This window comes from Agromyces solani (assembly GCF_058349925.1).
The window spans coordinates 153,474-168,407 of record NZ_JBYRER010000001.1 but is presented as its reverse complement, the minus strand read 5'-3'; the positions used below and the strand labels follow the sequence as shown (position 1 = coordinate 168,407).

Sequence of the window (14,934 nt, the reverse complement as noted above, 5' to 3'; positions counted from 1 at the left end):
GGCGCTCCGTACCGTGAGAGCCATGACCACGATCACCGCAGAAGCCGCCCCTCCCGCCACCCCCGTCGCCCCGACCCGCCGTCTCGACCTCGACGGGGTGGCCCCCGCGTTCGTGCGTTCCGTGAGCGCGCTCGACGACGCGGCCGAGGCGGAGGCCGACCGCGCCGGAATCGAGAAGGGCCTGCGCGAACTCGTGCGCCTCCGCGCCTCGCAGCTCAACGGCTGCTCGTACTGCGTCGACCTGCACTCGCGCGACGCCGCCTCGGCCGGCGAGCCCGTGCAACGGCTCTACGCGGTCGCCGTCTGGCGCGAGTCGAACTTCTTCACGGCGCGCGAGCGCGCGGCGTTCGCGCTCGTCGATTCCGTCACCCGCCTGTCGGAGACCCACGTTCCCGACGAGACGTGGGCCGAGGCATCCGCCGCCTTCACCGACGACGAGCTGGCGGCACTGCTCGCCCTCATCGTCTCGGTGAATGCGTGGAACGAACTCGCGGTCTCGACGCGCGGATGGCGGCCCAAGCTGCGCATCTGAGCAGGCCGTCCGACCCGGCGGGCTCACCCGCGCAATGTGGGAGAATCGACGAGGCCGATTCCGGCCGTTCACCACACCCCCACGAGGAGCCATCGCTCGCATGTGCGGCATCGTCGGCATCGTCTCCACCGAGCCCGTCAACCAGCAGATCTACGACAGCCTGCTGCTCCTGCAGCACCGCGGCCAGGACTCGACGGGCATCGCGACCGCCGACGGCCCCGTCTTCCACATGGCGAAGGCGCGCGGCCAGGTGCGCGAGGCGTTCCGCACCCGCGACATGCGGTCGCTCATCGGCAACATGGGCCTCGGTCACGTGCGGTACACGACGAAGGGCGCCGCCGAACGCGAAGAAGAGGCGCAGCCGTTCTACGTGAACGCGCCGTACGGCATCATCCTCGTGCACAACGGCAACCTCACGAACACCCGTGAGCTCTCGAACGACCTGTTCTCGATCGACCGCCGCCACGTCAACTCGACGAGCGACACCGAGATGCTGCTCAACGTGCTCGCGACCGAGCTGCAGGGGCAGATCAAGGGCCTCGAGCTCGACCCCGACCAGATCTTCGAAGCCGTCGCCCAGGTGCACGAGCGCGTCGAGGGCTCGTACGCGGTGATCTCGATGATCGCCGGCTACGGCCTGCTCGCGTTCCGCGACCCGTTCGGCATCCGCCCCCTCATCCTCGGCAAGCGGGTGACCGAGTCCGGCAAGGACGAGTGGATCGTCGCGAGCGAATCGCTCGTGCTCGAGAACGGCGACTACGAGATCGTGCGCGACGTCGAGCCCGGCGAGGCGGTCTTCATCACCCTCGACGGCGAGATGATCTCGCGCCAGTGCGCGAAGAACCCGACCCTCGTGCCGTGCTCGTTCGAGTACGTGTACCTCGCCCGGCCCGACTCGGTCATGAACGGCATCTCGGTCTACGAGTCGCGCCTGCGCATGGGCGACCGCCTCGCCGGCACCGTCGCGACGCACATGCCCCTCGGCGACATCGACGTCGTGATGCCGATCCCCGACTCGTCGCGCCCGTCCGCGATGCAGGTCGCGCAGAAGCTCGGCATCGAGTACCGCGAGGGCTTCTACAAGAACCGCTACGTCGGCCGCACCTTCATCATGCCCGGCCAGGCCGAGCGCAAGCGCTCGGTGCGCCAGAAGCTCAACGCGATGGGCACCGAGTTCCGCGGCAAGAACATCCTCATCGTCGACGACTCGATCGTGCGCGGCACGACGTCGCAGCAGATCGTGCAGATGGCCCGCGACGCCGGCGCCAACAAGGTGACCTTCGCCTCGGCCGCGCCGCCCGTGCGCTACCCGCACGTGTACGGCATCAACATGCCGAGCCGGCAGGAGCTCATCGCGCACGGCCGCAAGATCCCCGAGATCGCGGCCGAGCTCGGCGCCGACCACATGATCTACCAGGAGGTCGCCGACCTCCAGGCCGCGATCACCGAGGGCACCTCGATCGACCGGCTCGACCTCTCGTGCTTCACGGGCGAGTACGTCACCGGCACCGTCACCGAGGAGTACCTCGGCTGGGTGGAGCGCACGCAGCTCAGCTGATCGCGTCGATCGCCGCGGTCGGCCGATCGCGGCGGGCAGCCGCCGCGGTCGGGCAGCCGCCGCGGTCGGGCAGCCGCCGCAGGCGGTCAGTCGACGCGGTGCGTCTCGTCGTGCTCGGCGACGGCGCGGGTCGCGCGGCGCGACATCGCCCGGTCGACGACGAGGGCCACGAGCGCTCCGAGCGCGACGCCGAACGCGACGCCGCCGAGCAGCAGGAACCCGAACACCTGCCCCTGGTTGTAGGTGAAGTCCTCTTCGAGGCGCTGGGCGAGCTCCGCCTCGGTCGGGGCGAACGCGAACGAGAGCACGAAGGCGACGATCGCGCCGAGGATCGCGCCCGCGACCATGAAGGCGCCGTAGCGCGGCGACCGCCGCACGACGACCTCGTCGCGGGTCGCCTCGGTCTCGTACCGGGGCTCGGGCTGCTCGTGGATGTCGCTCACCCTTCCATTGTCGCCCACCGGAGGCCGGGCGGCGGCCGAGTTCAGACGACCGGCACGAGCCCCTCGAGGTCGGCCCGCTGCCCCGACGCGTGCACCTTGCCCGACTCGCGCGCGTCGGCCCACGACCGGCCTCCGGTCGCGAGCTCCAGCCAGGTCGCGGCGTCGGTCTCGATGACGTTGGGCGGCGTTCCGCGCGTGTGCTTCGGGCCCTCGACGCACTGCACGGCGGCGTACGGCGGCACGCGCACCTCGAGCGTGCCGCCCGGTGCCCGCTCGGCGAGCAGCTGCAGCGAGTACCGCACCGCCAGGGCGAGCGTCGAACGGTCGACCGAGGATGCCGCGGCCGAGACCTCCTCGCCCCGCTGTTCCGCGATCGCGACGATCGCCGCGATCGCCGCCCGCCCGATGTCGTCGCCGATCCTCGCCCGTGCCATGACCCCATTCTCGCAAGGGGTGCATCGGGTAGCCTGATCCGGTGAAGATCCTCGTCCTCGGCTCGGGCGCGCGCGAGCACGCCATCATCCTCGCGCTGCTCGATGAGGAGGCCGGTCACGAGATCACGGCGGCCCCCGGCAACGCCGGCATCGCGGCCTCGCCGACCTCGTCGGCGCGCGGCAGCGTCACGACCGTCGCGCTCGACGCGACCGACGCGGCGCTCGTCACCGGGTACGCCGCCGACAACGGCATCGAGCTCGTGGTCGTCGGCCCCGAGGCGCCGCTCGTCGCGGGCGTCGCCGACGCGCTTCGCGCCCGAGGCGTCCCCGTGTTCGGCCCCGGCAGGCAGGCCGCCGCGCTCGAGGGCTCGAAGACCTTCGCGAAGCGCATCATGGAGGCCGCGAACGTGCCGACCGGCCGCGCGACCCTCGCCACCACCCTCGACGAGGTCGCCGCGACGCTCGACGAGTTCGGCGCCCCGCACGTCGTCAAGGCCGACGGCCTCGCCGCCGGCAAGGGCGTGCTCGTCACCGACGACCGCGAGGCCGCGCTCGCCCATGCCGAGCACTACCTGCAGCAGGGTCCCGTGCTCGTCGAGGAGTTCCTCGACGGCCAGGAGGTCTCGCTCTTCCTCCTCTCCGACGGCGAGCACGTGCTGCCGCTCTCGCCCGCGCAGGACTACAAGCGCCTGCGCGACGGCGACCAGGGCCCGAACACGGGCGGCATGGGCGCCTACTCGCCCCTCCCCTGGCTCGGCGACGCCGTCGACGGTCGCGGCGGTCGCTTCGGCAGCGAGCAGGCGTTCGTCGACGAGGTGATCGAGACCATCGCGCTGCCGACGGTGCGCCGGCTCGCGTCCGAGGGGACGCCGTTCATCGGCCTGCTGTACGCGGGCCTGATCCTGACGAGCCGCGGCATCCGCGTCATCGAGTTCAACGCCCGCTTCGGCGACCCCGAGACCCAGGTCGTGCTGCCGCGCCTCGAGACCCCGCTGTCGGGCCTCCTGCTCGCGGCCGCGACCGGCGGACTCGGTTCGCTCGAGCGCCCGGTGTTCCGCGACCAGGCCGCCGTGACCGTGGTGCTCGCGAGCGAGGGCTACCCCGAGTCGCCCGAGACCGGTCGGGTCATCGAGGGGCTCGACGCCGCGGCATCCGTGCCCGGTGTGCACCTCGCCCACGCCGCGACCGCGGTGGGCGCGCTCGCCGACGACGCCGAGCCGGGCGCCGAGGCCCCGCTGCTCGCGACCGGCGGCCGCGTGCTCAACGTCGTCGCCCTCGGCGACGGCTTCGCCGACGCCCGTCGCCGCGCCTACGAGGCGCTCGGCCAGGTGCGGCTCGAGGGCGGCCAGTACCGCACCGACATCGCGGCGCGCGTCGCCGAGTGACCGCGACGCCGCTCGAAGCGAGGAGATGAGATGACCGACACGGGTGAACTCGCCGGCTGGACCCACGTCTACTCGGGCAAGGTGCGCGACCTGTACGTGCCGTCGAAGCTCATGACCGACGACGACAGCTGGACCGGCGACCCGCTCGCGACCTCGCCCGTCGTGCTCGTCGTCGCGAGCGACCGGGTGAGCGCGTTCGATCACCTGCTCGAGCCGGCGATCCCCGGCAAGGGCGCGATGCTGACGGCGCTCACGCACTGGTGGTTCGACGAGCTGCCCGAGGTGCCCAACCACCTCGCCCACCCGCTCGACGACCGTCTCGAAGCGCTCGAGCTGCCCGAGGTGCCGGCCGATGTCGCCGACCGGGCGACGCTGTGCCGCACGCTCGACATGTTCCCGATCGAGTGCGTCGTGCGCGGGTACCTGACCGGCTCGGGCTACAAGGAGTACCGCGAGACGGGCGCGATCGGCGGCATCGAGCTGCCCGCCGGCCTCTCCGACGGCGACCGCCTGCCCGAGCCGATCTACACCCCGGCATGGAAGGCCCCGCTCGGCGAGCACGACGAGAACATCACGTACGAGCGCACGATCGAGCTCGTCGGCGAGGTCGTCGCCGCGCAGTTGCGCGAGCTCTCGCTCGAGGTCTTCGCGAAGGCGCAGACGATCGCCGAGCAGCGCGGGCTCATCCTCGCCGACACGAAGTTCGAGTTCGGCGCCGACCGGGCGACGGGCATCGTCACCCTCGCCGACGAGGTGCTCACGAGCGATTCGAGCCGGTACTGGGATGCCGCGGCCTACACCGCCGGCACGACCCCGGCCGAGCGCCTCGCGAGCTTCGACAAGCAGATCGTGCGCAACTGGCTCGCGGCGAACTGGGACCAGCAGGGTCGCCCGCCCGCGCTGCCCGACGAGATCGTCGCGCAGACCGCCGCCCGCTACCGCGAGCTGCTCGATCGGCTGCGCACCCCGCACGCGGATTGAGACCGACCATGGTCGAGGAGCACCGCCGACGGTGACGCGCCCTACGCTGGTCGAGTAGCGCCGCCTGAGGCGACGTGTATCGAAACCACTGCACCGCCGACACGGGAGGTGAGCCCGCCCCGATGAACCTCGACGACCTGCGCCGCCTGCGCCGCGCCCGCGACACGATGGACCGCGACTACGAGCAGCCGCTCGACGTCGAGGCGCTCGCGAAGGTCGCGCTCATGTCGGCAGGGCACTTCTCGCGCAGCTTCCGCGAGGCGTACGGCGAGACGCCGTACAGCTACCTCATGACGCGTCGCATCGAGCGCGCGAAGGCGCTGCTGCGGCGCGGCGACCTCAGCGTCACCGAGGTGTGCTTCGCGGTCGGCTGTACCTCGCTCGGCTCGTTCAGCACGCGGTTCACCGAACTCGTCGGCGAGACCCCGAGCGCGTACCGCGGCCGGTCGCACGACGTCGCGGCGCCGATCCCCGCGTGCATCGTGAAGATCCGCACGCGACCCGTCAGGAATGGAGAAGCGAGCGGCTCCGCCCCTCGGTAGCGTCGGGGTCATGGACATCTCACTCTCACAGTGCTTCATCGCGGTCGACGACCACGACACCGCGATTCCCTTCTACCGCGACGTGCTCGGCCTCGAGGTGCGCAACGACATCGCCTACGAGGGGATGCGCTGGGTCACCGTGGGCTCGCCGTCGCAGCCCGACGTCAACATCGTGCTCGAGCCGCCGATCGCCGACCCCAACGCCACCCAGTCCGACAAGGATGCCGCGAACCAGCTGCTCGCGAAGGGCCTGCTGCGCGGCGTCAACTTCACGACGCCCGACGTCGACGCGACGTTCGAGTCGATCCGCGCCGCGGGCGCCGAGGTGCTGCAGGAGCCGATGGACCAGTTCTACGGCGTGCGCGACTGCGCCTTCCGCGACCCCGCGGGCAACATGCTGCGCTTCAGCCAGCCGGCCGCGTGACCACGTCGGTCGAGTAGGCGCGCAGCGCCGTATCGAGACCACGCCCCCCGCTGGCCTCGATACGCTCCTTCGTCGCTACTCGACCGACCGGTCGAGACCGAGGTGCTCGACGAGCTCGGCGACGCGCGTCCGCTGCTCGGCGTCGAGGCCGAGGATGGGGCGCGGCAGGCACCGGTCGGGCGCGAGCCCGAGCTGCTCGGCGATCGCCGCGACGACGCGCAGGCTGCCGCCGAACTCGGCGAAGAGCTTCCACAGCGGGTCGAGCCGTGCCGACTCCGCGAGCGCCTCGTCGGCCCTCCCGGCCTGCACCGCGCGGGTGATCCGCAGCGCCGGCTCCGGCAGCGTGCCGCCGATGACCGAGTACCAGACGTCGCATCCGGCTGCGAGACCGGTCGCGGCGTAGGCGTCGCCCGAGATGCCGATCGTGACGTGCGGCGGCACGACCGCCCGGATCGCGGCGACCCGGTCGCGCATCGCCTCGACGTCGAGCGGCATGCCGGGGATCTTGATCGACGCGACGCCCGGCAGCTCGGCGAGCCGCGCGTAGAGCGACGTCGTGAACGTGAAGTGCGTCGTGCCGGGGTTGTCGTAGACGATGACCGGCAGGTCGGTGCTCGACGTGACCTCGCGGAACAGCCCGACCACGTCGTCGTGCGTGAGCGGCTGGTACGTCATCGGTGCGAGCAGCAGCCCTCGGGCGCCCGCCGCCTCGGCGTTGCGCACGTTCGCGAGCACGTCGGAGGTGCGCAGCGCGCCGACCCCGACGACGACGGGGGTCTCGCCCGCGTGCTCGACCGCGAGCCGGGCGATGCGGGCACGCTCGTCGGTCGAGAGGTAGGCGTACGACCCGGTCGAGCCGAGCGCCGTGATGGTGTCGACCCCTGCGGTGGCGAGCCGCCCGACGAGCCCGGCGAACGCCCGTTCGTCGACTGCGTCGTCGCTGATCGGCGTCAGCGGAAAGGCGCTCAGCCCGGTGAAGATCGAGTCGGTCGTCATACGCGTTCCTCCAGCGGTGCGAGATCGGGGTCGTCGGTGGGTCGATGGCGGATGCCTCCGCGCTGCGCGCCGGCTCCCGCGAGCACGACGAGCACGATGCCGGCGACCTGCGCCCACGACGGGATCTGCGAGAGCACGATGACGCCGATCAGCACGCCGATGGCGGGCTCCAGCGCCATGAGCGTGCCGAAGGCGGTGTGGGTCATGCGTCGGAGCGCGAGCATCTCGAGGCCGAACGGGATCACCGGGGCGAGCAGTGCGATGCCCGCCGCGACGAGGAGCACCCGCCAGTCGAGCTCGCCGACCACCTGCGGGACGCCGATGACGGCGGTCACGACCGCGGCGATGGGGATCGTGATCGAGAGGCCGCTGACCCCGGCGAACCGATCGCCGACGCGCTGCGTCAGCAGGATGTACAGGCCCCAACCGGCACCCGCGAGCACGGCGAAGCCGACGCCGATGAGGTCGACCCGGCCGTGCCACGGCTCGGTGAGCAGCACGACGCCGGCGAGCGCGAGCACCGGCCAGGCGAGCATGCGACGGCTGTGGCTGCGGATCGCGGCCACGGCGAGCGGGCCGAGGAACTCGATCGCGACCGCGGTGCCGAGCGGGATGCGCTCGATCGCCGCGAGGAACGCGACCATCATGACGCCGGTGGCGACGCCGAGCCCGAGGAGCGGCAGCACGTCGACCCGGCGGATCCGCCGGATCGGCGGTCGCGCGATGACGATGAAGAAGATGCCGCCGAACGCGAGGCGAAGCCAGGCGGTGCCGCCCGCACCGAGCTGCTCGACGAGCGGCACGGAGAGCGCCGCGCCCGCTTGGATGAGCAGCATCGAGGCCACCGCCATCGTCCACGGCGGAATCCGGTCGCTCGCGCGGCTCACGAGCGCGCCTCCCGGTGCGACGACCCGACGCCGAACTCGAACACCGCGAGCGAGAAGCGGGCGGTGACGGTCGACCGGTTGGCGTAGGCGTGGTCGACGTCGCCCGAGAAGGTCAGGGCGTCGCCCGCGACGAGCGAATGCGTGACGCCGGCGACCTCGATCACGACCTCGCCCTCGATCACATGCAGTAGCTCGCGCGTGCCCGCGGAGTGCGCCTCGCTCGCATGGCGCTCACCCGACTCGAGGGTCCAGTCCCAGAGCTCGACCACGTCGGGCGAGTCGATGCCGGCGACGAGTACGCCGCGACCGCCCTGCTCGCCCGACCAGAGGACGGCGCCCTCGCCCCGCCGGGTGACCTCGACGAGCCCGGATGCCTCGGACCGCGCATGCACGAGAGCGGGCAGGCGCACGTCGAGCGCGTCGGCGAGCCGCAGCAGCGTGCCGATGCTCGGGTTGACCGCGCCCTGCTCGACATTGACGATCATGCGACGGCTCACTCCGGCCTCGGCGGCGAGGCGGTCGAGGGTCCAGTCGCGCGCCTGCCGCCGCTCGCGCACCCGCCGCCCGATCGCGAGCGCGAGCGTCTCGGTCTCCCCGTCCATGAGTGCATGATAGTGCACTAGCTCTCGACGCCGGAATGGATTCGACGAGGCATCCGTTAGTATTAGTTGTGCTTACAACCAATGGGGCGCCCGAAGGCGCCGGACTGCTCGCCGCCGACACCGGCATGGGTGCCGTCACCCTGCGCGTCGCCGACCTCGACGGCATGATCCGCTACTACCGCGACGGCGTCACGCTCGAGCTGCTCAGCCACGACGGCCCTGTGGCCGTGCTCGGCCGCGGCACGACCCCGATCGTGATCCTGCAGCACGCGCCCGAGCTCAAGCACGCGTCGCCGCGCGACGCGGGGCTCTTCCACACCGCGATCCTCTTCGACACCCGCGAGGCGCTCGCGACGGCGATCGCGTCGGTCGCGACCCGGTACCCCGGCACGTTCACCGGCAGCGCCGACCATCTCGTGAGCGAGGCGTTCTACTTCACCGACCCCGAGGGCAACGGCGTCGAGTTGTACTTCGACCGCGACCGCTCGACGTGGAGCTGGGTGCACGGCACCGTCGAGATGGCGACCATCTACCTCGACCCGAACGGCTACCTGCGCGACCACCTCGGCGAGACCGGCACCGCTGCGGTCGGCTCGGGCGAGAAGCTCGGCGATGCGGTCGTCGGGCACGTGCACCTCTCCGTCGGGGATGTCGCGAGCGCGCGCGAGTTCTACGTCGACCGGGTCGGCTTCGAGACCACCGCGACCATGGGCGACCAGGCGCTGTTCGTCTCGGCAGGCGGATACCACCACCACATGGCGATGAACACGTGGAACAGCCGCGGCGCAGGCAAGCGCGGCCTCGCCCTCGGTCTCGGCAAGGTCGAGATCGTCGTGCCCACCGCCGACGACCTCGGCGAACTCGGCGAGCGCATGGCGCACTACCGCGTGGGCACTCGCGACGACGGCCGCACGCTCTCGTTCGACGACCCGTGGGCGAACCTCGTCGAGGTGCGCGCGGCGGAGTAGGCGGCAACGAGCCGGCGTGATCAGTCGATGCCGATCTCGACGGACCTGATCTGTCACATCAGTCGCTCACGCCGTCCCTCTGACGTCTCGCCGAGGCGCACTGCTCGCGGATTCACCTCGTCGAGCTGAAGCTCGCGCCGCATGCCGTACGAGCCAGCATGATCACGGCGATCCCGGAGAAGATCCAAGGCCCGGGTCCGAGCCATCCCTCAGCGCCGGCACCGACCGCAATGGTGAGCAGCAGGAGCCCCCAGATGCCGAGCGAGGTCCATCGGGCCGCTGCCCCGATCTTCGGAACACGTCGCCATCGGCCTCCAACCGCCGGCGGGAAGTGGCGGCCGGCGGCAGGGGACACCAGCCCCTTCATCTCAATCCGAGCGCGGGATCGCGGATGCACGCGACCTCACCTCCCGGATGCTCGAGAAGACCGCGTCGGCCTCCCAGAAAGGCATTGGTCGAACGCCTCCGCGCTTGTATGGAATGAATGAGACGACGCGCGCACCTTCGGCATCGTCGGCGTCGATCACTACCTGGGCCGTCGTGTCGTGAAAGGTCGACGTCAGCTTCGCCACGTCGCGCCAAGCCACTCGCTCAGCCGCCCCGACGCGTTCGTACACCCATATCCCGTGTGCGTCGACGGCCACGACGACCGCACGCGGCTCCTGGTCGCGCAACGAACCGCTCGCGCAGAACACGACCGCGGAAGAATCCCCCGCCAGGAGTTCTCGGCGGCGAGTTCGCATCCAGCGCCGGCTGAGGAAGGGCAGTACGACGAAATCGGCGATGCCGAGTCCGAGCACCGTGAAGGTGAGCACATCCCACCCTGGGGCCCCAGGCGTGCGCGTGATGAGTTGGAGCGCCGGGATCACGACCATAGTGGTCGCCAGCAGTAGCAACGGCCTTCGCCACGAACTCACCACCGCCTCCCTCCCAAGGCGACCGCGGAGCGCTCCCTTCTTCGGGGCTCACCCGGCAAGCAGGAATATCCCGATCAGCCACGACAGCACGCCGAGCACGACCGCGGCGATGCCGAGCACGAAGGCCGCCGTCGCGACCCCGCGGCCGGGACGACCGGGCTCCATGTGTCCGCGCGCAGCGCTGCCGAGAACGAGCGCGAGGAACCCGAGCGCGACCGCGATCATCGCCACGAACGGCGAGACGAGCACGCCGGCGATTCCGGCGATGAGCGCGACGATGCGACCGCCACCGGTCGCCCACTTCTGCTCGACCGGCCGGCCCTCGGGGCCCGTGACGGGCGCCTGCGCGGCGAGGTTGCGTGCCGCGTCATCGATCGGGCCGGCTACCTCGGGCTGCGGCTGCTGCTCGGGCGTGGCCGCATTGGTGTCAGACGTCAATTCGCTGCTCCATTCGATTGCACTTCGTCGTGCCCCCGCGGCGAAGGTAAGGGACCACAACCAATGCGACCAATACCCCACAAATGGGGGTATTGGATCGGGAACCTTCGGCGCGCTGCCGGACATGCACATGGGCCGGGATCGCCGATGATCGACCGCCTTCACGCCGCCGCCGGGGCGTCGCGCACGGATAGGCTGACCCGATGACCCTCCCGCTGCGCTCGATCCGTCGGTACCCCGTGAAGGCCATGGGCGGCGAGGCGCTGACCGAGGTGCAGCTCGACGCACGAGGCATCCCCGGCGACCGCGGGTTCGCCGTCGCCGATGACGACGGCAAGTTCGCGTCGGGCAAGAACACGCGGCGGTTCCGGCGACGCGATGCGGTGTTCGCGTACGCGGCGTCGACGATGGCGGATGGCTCGGTGCGCGTGCAGCGCGAGGCATCCATGTGGCTCGTGGGCGAACCCGAGCTCGACGCCGACCTCACCGAGCTCATGGGCGCGAACGTGCGCGTCATCCCCGAGGGGGACGTCTCGATGCAGGACGGCGGGCAGATCTCGATCGTCGGCACCGCGTCGCTAGCCTGGTGCGCCGAGCACTTCGGCATCGACGCCGACCCGCGGCGGCTGCGCGTCAACCTCGTCGTCGAGACCGACGAGCCGTTCGTCGAGGAGACGTGGCTCGGGCAGGAGATCGCCGTCGGCGACGCGCGGCTGCGGGTCGTCGAGCGCATCGAGCGCTGCCGAACCGTGGATGTCGCGCAGGACGGGACGAGCGCCGACGGGCGGCTGCTGAAGCCGTTGACGAAGGCGCGGGAGATGTCGCTCGCGGTGTACGCGGATGTCGTGGTGCCGGGGGCGATCCGCGTGGGCGACGGGGTCGGGGTCGTCGCGGCGGGGTGAGGCTGCTCGGGGCGTGGTCTCGATACGCGCCCTCCTTCGTCGGGCGCTACTCGACCGACGAGAGCCCGTCGGGCGCTACTCGACCGACGGGGGCAGCTTCGGGCCCTTCGCGTGGGACATGTCGTGGAAGGCCTCGAACGCCTGACCCGGCACCGGCATCGGGGTGATGCCGGGTCGGGCACGCAGGCCGTCGAGCACGATCGTGAGCTGACGACGCCAGAACGGCAGGTACCCGCCGCCGTACTGGCCGAGCGAGCCGAGCATGTCGACGAGGATGCTGAGGTCGACCGCGGTGACGTCGTCGCGCAGCGCGCCCTCGGCCTGGGCGCGCTCGATCATGCCGTTCACGAGCGGCTCGAACGCGATGCCGGGCTTGTACGACGGGTCGAGCTCGGCGACCCGGCGCATCACCGCGGGCAGGTAGGGCGAATCCGCGACCCACCCTCCGAGTCGCTCGATGTAGAGCTCGACCGAACGCCAGCCGGTCTCGGCACCGAGGATCTCGGGGGCGAAGTCGTGCAGTTCGGCGACCGCGTGGTCGTAGAGCTCGCGCACGAGCGCATCGCGATTCGGGAAGTGCCGGTACACGGTGCCGGCGCCGACCCCCGCGCGCACCGCGAGCTCGTCGAGGGGCGCGTCGATGCCGCGCTCGGCGAACAGCCGCCGGGCTTCGGCGAGCAGGCGTTCGTGATTGCGCCGTGCGTCGCGGCGCGACGAGGTCGACGAAGTCATCGGATTCACTGTACGCGGATTCGTGACGTATCATTCGGAGAGTCGTCTCCGTTTACCCGAAGAACGGGACGGCACTCCTTCACGGGGGAGTGGAGGACAACCGCGCGGCGGGCGAGCCGGGAGATTACGGCGAGCGCCCGTCGCGTCGGTTCGGGGGTCGACCGGGTGGTCTCGATACGCTCCTTCGTCGCTACTCGACCGACCTGGTGGTGGGTTTCGTCGCTCCTCGACCGACCGGGGGTGGGCTTCGTCGCTCCTCGACCGACCGGCGCGCTTAGTCTTGATGCGTGACTGAACACGATGGCGCGGGCACCGGCGTCGCAGCGAACACCCGGACGATCGAGGCCACGGTCGTCACCGATTTCAGTGATCGCATGAGCTACGGCGGTTACCTCGACCTGCCGACCCTCCTGAGCGCGCAGCGGCCGATCTCGCAGCCCGAGCACCACGACGAGCTGCTGTTCATCATCCAGCACCAGACCACCGAGCTGTGGCTAAAGCTCGTGCTGCACGAGCTCGAGACCGCGCGCGACCTGCTGCGCGCCGACGAGCTCGGCCGGGCGCTCAAGTGCATCGCGCGGGTGAAGCACATCCAGAAGACCCTCACCGAGCAGTGGTCGGTGCTCGCGACGCTCACCCCGACCGAGTACGCGCAGTTCCGGGGGGTGCTCGGCAACGCCAGCGGGTTCCAGTCGTTCCAGTACCGCGCGGTCGAGTTCGTGCTCGGCAACAAGAACGCGAAGATGCTGCAGATCTTCGAGTCGGATGCCGCGGCCACCGCCCTGCTGCGCCACGCGCTCGAGTCGCCGAGCCTGTACGACGAGTTCCTCCGGTTGCTCGCGCGGGCGGGCTACCCGATCCCGGCGAGCGTGCTCGAGCGCGACGTCACCCTCGCCTGGACCTTCACCCCCGAGCTCGTGCCCGTCTTCGCCGAGATCTACGGCAACACCGACGAGCACTGGTCGGCCTACGAGACCTGCGAGGAGCTCGTCGACCTGGAGGACAACTTCCAGCTCTGGCGATTCCGGCACCTGAAGACCGTCGAACGCATCATCGGCTCGAAGACCGGCACGGGCGGGTCGAGCGGCGCCCCCTTCCTCAAGCGCGCGCTCGAGCTCACGTTCTTCCCCGAGCTGTACGCCGTCCGCACCGAGATCCCCGGCTGACCCATGGGCGACGCGCAGGAACGACTCGGCCGGGCGGTCCGGCGCTCGCTGAACGGCGCGCACCCGGGCGAGGTCGGCGTCGCGCTGCCGGCGTTCATCGACCACCACGTGCACGTCGAGCTGACGCGCCCCGAGCGTGCGGTCGCCGGCGGCATCGCGGGCATCGTCGACCTCGGGGCGAACCCCGCGGTCGTCGCGGGTCGGGCGGCGCGCGACGGGCTTCCCGTCGTGCGTTACGCCGGGGCGTTCCTCACCGCCGTCGGCGGCTATCCCTCCGACCGGTCGTGGTGCCCCCAGGGCAGCGTGCGAGAGCTGCCGCCCGTCGAGGCCGGCATCGACCACACCGCCCTGCCCGGTTCGATCGAGGCCGCCGTCGACGAGCAGCACGCGTTCGGGGCATCCGTCGTGAAGGTCGTGCTCAACGCCGACGCGGGTCCCGTCTTCGACCGCCCCACGCTCGACGCGATCATCGCCGCCGCGCACGCGCGCGGCCTGCCGGTCGCGGTGCACGCCGAGGGCGCCGGCTGCGCCGAGCTCGCGATCGAGGCGGGCGCCGACGCCCTCGTGCACACGCCGTGGACCGAGCGGCTCGACGACGCCCTCATCGCGCGTGCCGTCGCCGGCGATCAGGCGTGGATCTCGACCCTGGCGATCCACGCCCGCGACTTCGGCGACGACTCCCCCGAGCTCACGTGCGCGATCGACAACCTCGCGCGCTTCCGCACGGCCGGCGGCCGCGTGCTGTACGGCACCGACCTCGGCAACGGCGACCTGCCCATCGGGGTGAACGCTGTCGAGCTCGCCCTGCTCGAACGGGCGGGGCTCGAGGCATCCGACCTCGTCGACGCCCTGACCGACCCGTGGCCGCTCGCCCACCGCGCCGACTGGGGCCTCGACGGCATCGCGATGTTCGTCGCGGCCGCCGACCCCGCCCTGCCGGGCGTCTCCCCCGAAACCCCGCCCGACCGGCTGGCGACCGCGTGCGTCGTTCCCGCCGAAGACCTGGAGTACCTGTGACCCTCGACCA

General features: G+C 71.3%; 18 protein-coding genes. 10 read left to right on the top strand and 8 right to left on the bottom strand.

Annotated features, from left to right (window positions below; all coding sequences use genetic code 11):
- The first annotated feature begins 22 nt into the window (after positions 1-22).
- Together AC3RJ7_RS00865 and purF are read left to right on the top strand one after the other, a co-directional pair.
- Positions 23-532: a carboxymuconolactone decarboxylase family protein gene (locus tag AC3RJ7_RS00865; protein WP_491453969.1), complete on the top strand. Its 510-nt coding sequence runs from the start codon at positions 23-25 to the stop codon at positions 530-532.
- Positions 533-632: 100 nt separating this feature from the next.
- Entirely contained in the window at positions 633-2,090 is a 1,458-nt protein-coding gene (purF, locus tag AC3RJ7_RS00860; RefSeq protein ID WP_491453968.1) for an amidophosphoribosyltransferase, read from the top strand.
- An 86-nt stretch (positions 2,091-2,176) separates the two neighbouring features.
- Here purF and AC3RJ7_RS00855 read toward each other — a convergent pair whose 3' ends face one another.
- Positions 2,177-2,533 carry a potassium transporter Trk gene (locus tag AC3RJ7_RS00855; RefSeq protein WP_491453967.1) on the bottom strand — a complete coding sequence of 119 codons (357 nt, stop codon included), beginning with the start codon at positions 2,531-2,533 and terminating at the stop codon, positions 2,177-2,179.
- Positions 2,534-2,574: 41 nt separating this feature from the next.
- On the bottom strand, positions 2,575-2,967 hold the full coding sequence (locus tag AC3RJ7_RS00850) for a sterol carrier family protein (protein WP_491453966.1): 393 nt from the start codon (positions 2,965-2,967) through the stop codon (positions 2,575-2,577).
- Positions 2,968-3,008: 41 nt separating this feature from the next.
- Between AC3RJ7_RS00850 and purD the strand changes: the two genes are divergently transcribed.
- From purD to AC3RJ7_RS00830, 4 genes are all read left to right on the top strand, one after another.
- Positions 3,009-4,352 carry a phosphoribosylamine--glycine ligase gene (gene purD / locus AC3RJ7_RS00845; protein ID WP_491453965.1) on the top strand — a complete coding sequence of 448 codons (1,344 nt, stop codon included), beginning with the start codon at positions 3,009-3,011 and terminating at the stop codon, positions 4,350-4,352.
- A 30-nt stretch (positions 4,353-4,382) separates the two neighbouring features.
- The gene (locus AC3RJ7_RS00840) at positions 4,383-5,333 is read left to right on the top strand and encodes a phosphoribosylaminoimidazolesuccinocarboxamide synthase (RefSeq protein ID WP_491453964.1); all 951 of its coding nucleotides are present in this window, start codon (positions 4,383-4,385) and stop codon (positions 5,331-5,333) included.
- A 122-nt stretch (positions 5,334-5,455) separates the two neighbouring features.
- Complete coding sequence (locus tag AC3RJ7_RS00835) at positions 5,456-5,875, top strand: helix-turn-helix transcriptional regulator (protein ID WP_491453963.1); 420 nt, start codon at positions 5,456-5,458, stop codon at positions 5,873-5,875.
- A 10-nt stretch (positions 5,876-5,885) separates the two neighbouring features.
- Positions 5,886-6,299, top strand: coding sequence for a VOC family protein (locus AC3RJ7_RS00830; protein WP_491453962.1), 414 nt, complete (start codon positions 5,886-5,888; stop codon positions 6,297-6,299).
- A 75-nt stretch (positions 6,300-6,374) separates the two neighbouring features.
- Here the strand turns inward: AC3RJ7_RS00830 and AC3RJ7_RS00825 are convergent, their stop codons facing one another.
- From AC3RJ7_RS00825 to AC3RJ7_RS00815, 3 genes are read right to left on the bottom strand one after another with little or no spacing between them, the layout of a single operon-like run.
- Entirely contained in the window at positions 6,375-7,295 is a 921-nt protein-coding gene (locus AC3RJ7_RS00825) for a dihydrodipicolinate synthase family protein (protein WP_491453961.1), read from the bottom strand.
- Positions 7,292-8,182, bottom strand: a complete 891-nt coding sequence (locus tag AC3RJ7_RS00820; protein WP_491453960.1) for an EamA family transporter — start codon at positions 8,180-8,182, stop codon at positions 7,292-7,294. Before AC3RJ7_RS00820 ends, AC3RJ7_RS00825 begins: the two co-directional genes overlap by 4 nt.
- Complete coding sequence (locus tag AC3RJ7_RS00815) at positions 8,179-8,784, bottom strand: helix-turn-helix domain-containing protein (RefSeq protein ID WP_491453959.1); 606 nt, start codon at positions 8,782-8,784, stop codon at positions 8,179-8,181. Before AC3RJ7_RS00815 ends, AC3RJ7_RS00820 begins: the two co-directional genes overlap by 4 nt.
- A gap of 125 nt (positions 8,785-8,909) precedes the next feature.
- Between AC3RJ7_RS00815 and AC3RJ7_RS00810 the strand changes: the two genes are divergently transcribed.
- The gene (locus AC3RJ7_RS00810) at positions 8,910-9,752 is read left to right on the top strand and encodes a VOC family protein (protein WP_491455204.1); all 843 of its coding nucleotides are present in this window, start codon (positions 8,910-8,912) and stop codon (positions 9,750-9,752) included.
- A 368-nt stretch (positions 9,753-10,120) separates the two neighbouring features.
- Here AC3RJ7_RS00810 and AC3RJ7_RS00805 read toward each other — a convergent pair whose 3' ends face one another.
- Positions 10,121-10,567: a hypothetical protein gene (locus tag AC3RJ7_RS00805; protein ID WP_491453958.1), complete on the bottom strand. Its 447-nt coding sequence runs from the start codon at positions 10,565-10,567 to the stop codon at positions 10,121-10,123.
- Positions 10,568-10,717: 150 nt separating this feature from the next.
- Complete coding sequence (locus tag AC3RJ7_RS00800) at positions 10,718-11,107, bottom strand: DUF4190 domain-containing protein (RefSeq protein ID WP_491453957.1); 390 nt, start codon at positions 11,105-11,107, stop codon at positions 10,718-10,720.
- A 203-nt stretch (positions 11,108-11,310) separates the two neighbouring features.
- Here AC3RJ7_RS00800 and AC3RJ7_RS00795 point away from each other — a divergent pair, with 203 nt between their 5' ends.
- Positions 11,311-12,009, top strand: a complete 699-nt coding sequence (locus tag AC3RJ7_RS00795; RefSeq protein WP_491453956.1) for an MOSC domain-containing protein — start codon at positions 11,311-11,313, stop codon at positions 12,007-12,009.
- Positions 12,010-12,084: 75 nt separating this feature from the next.
- Here AC3RJ7_RS00795 and AC3RJ7_RS00790 read toward each other — a convergent pair whose 3' ends face one another.
- Positions 12,085-12,741, bottom strand: coding sequence for a TetR/AcrR family transcriptional regulator (locus tag AC3RJ7_RS00790; protein WP_491453955.1), 657 nt, complete (start codon positions 12,739-12,741; stop codon positions 12,085-12,087).
- A gap of 287 nt (positions 12,742-13,028) precedes the next feature.
- Between AC3RJ7_RS00790 and kynA the strand changes: the two genes are divergently transcribed.
- Both kynA and AC3RJ7_RS00780 read left to right on the top strand, forming a co-directional pair.
- Positions 13,029-13,907 (top strand): tryptophan 2,3-dioxygenase, encoded by an 879-nt coding sequence (gene kynA, locus AC3RJ7_RS00785; protein WP_491453954.1) that lies wholly within the window; start codon positions 13,029-13,031, stop codon positions 13,905-13,907.
- Between the two features lie 3 nt (positions 13,908-13,910).
- Positions 13,911-14,924, top strand: coding sequence for an amidohydrolase family protein (locus AC3RJ7_RS00780; RefSeq protein WP_491453953.1), 1,014 nt, complete (start codon positions 13,911-13,913; stop codon positions 14,922-14,924).
- The last annotated feature ends 10 nt before the right edge of the window (positions 14,925-14,934 follow it).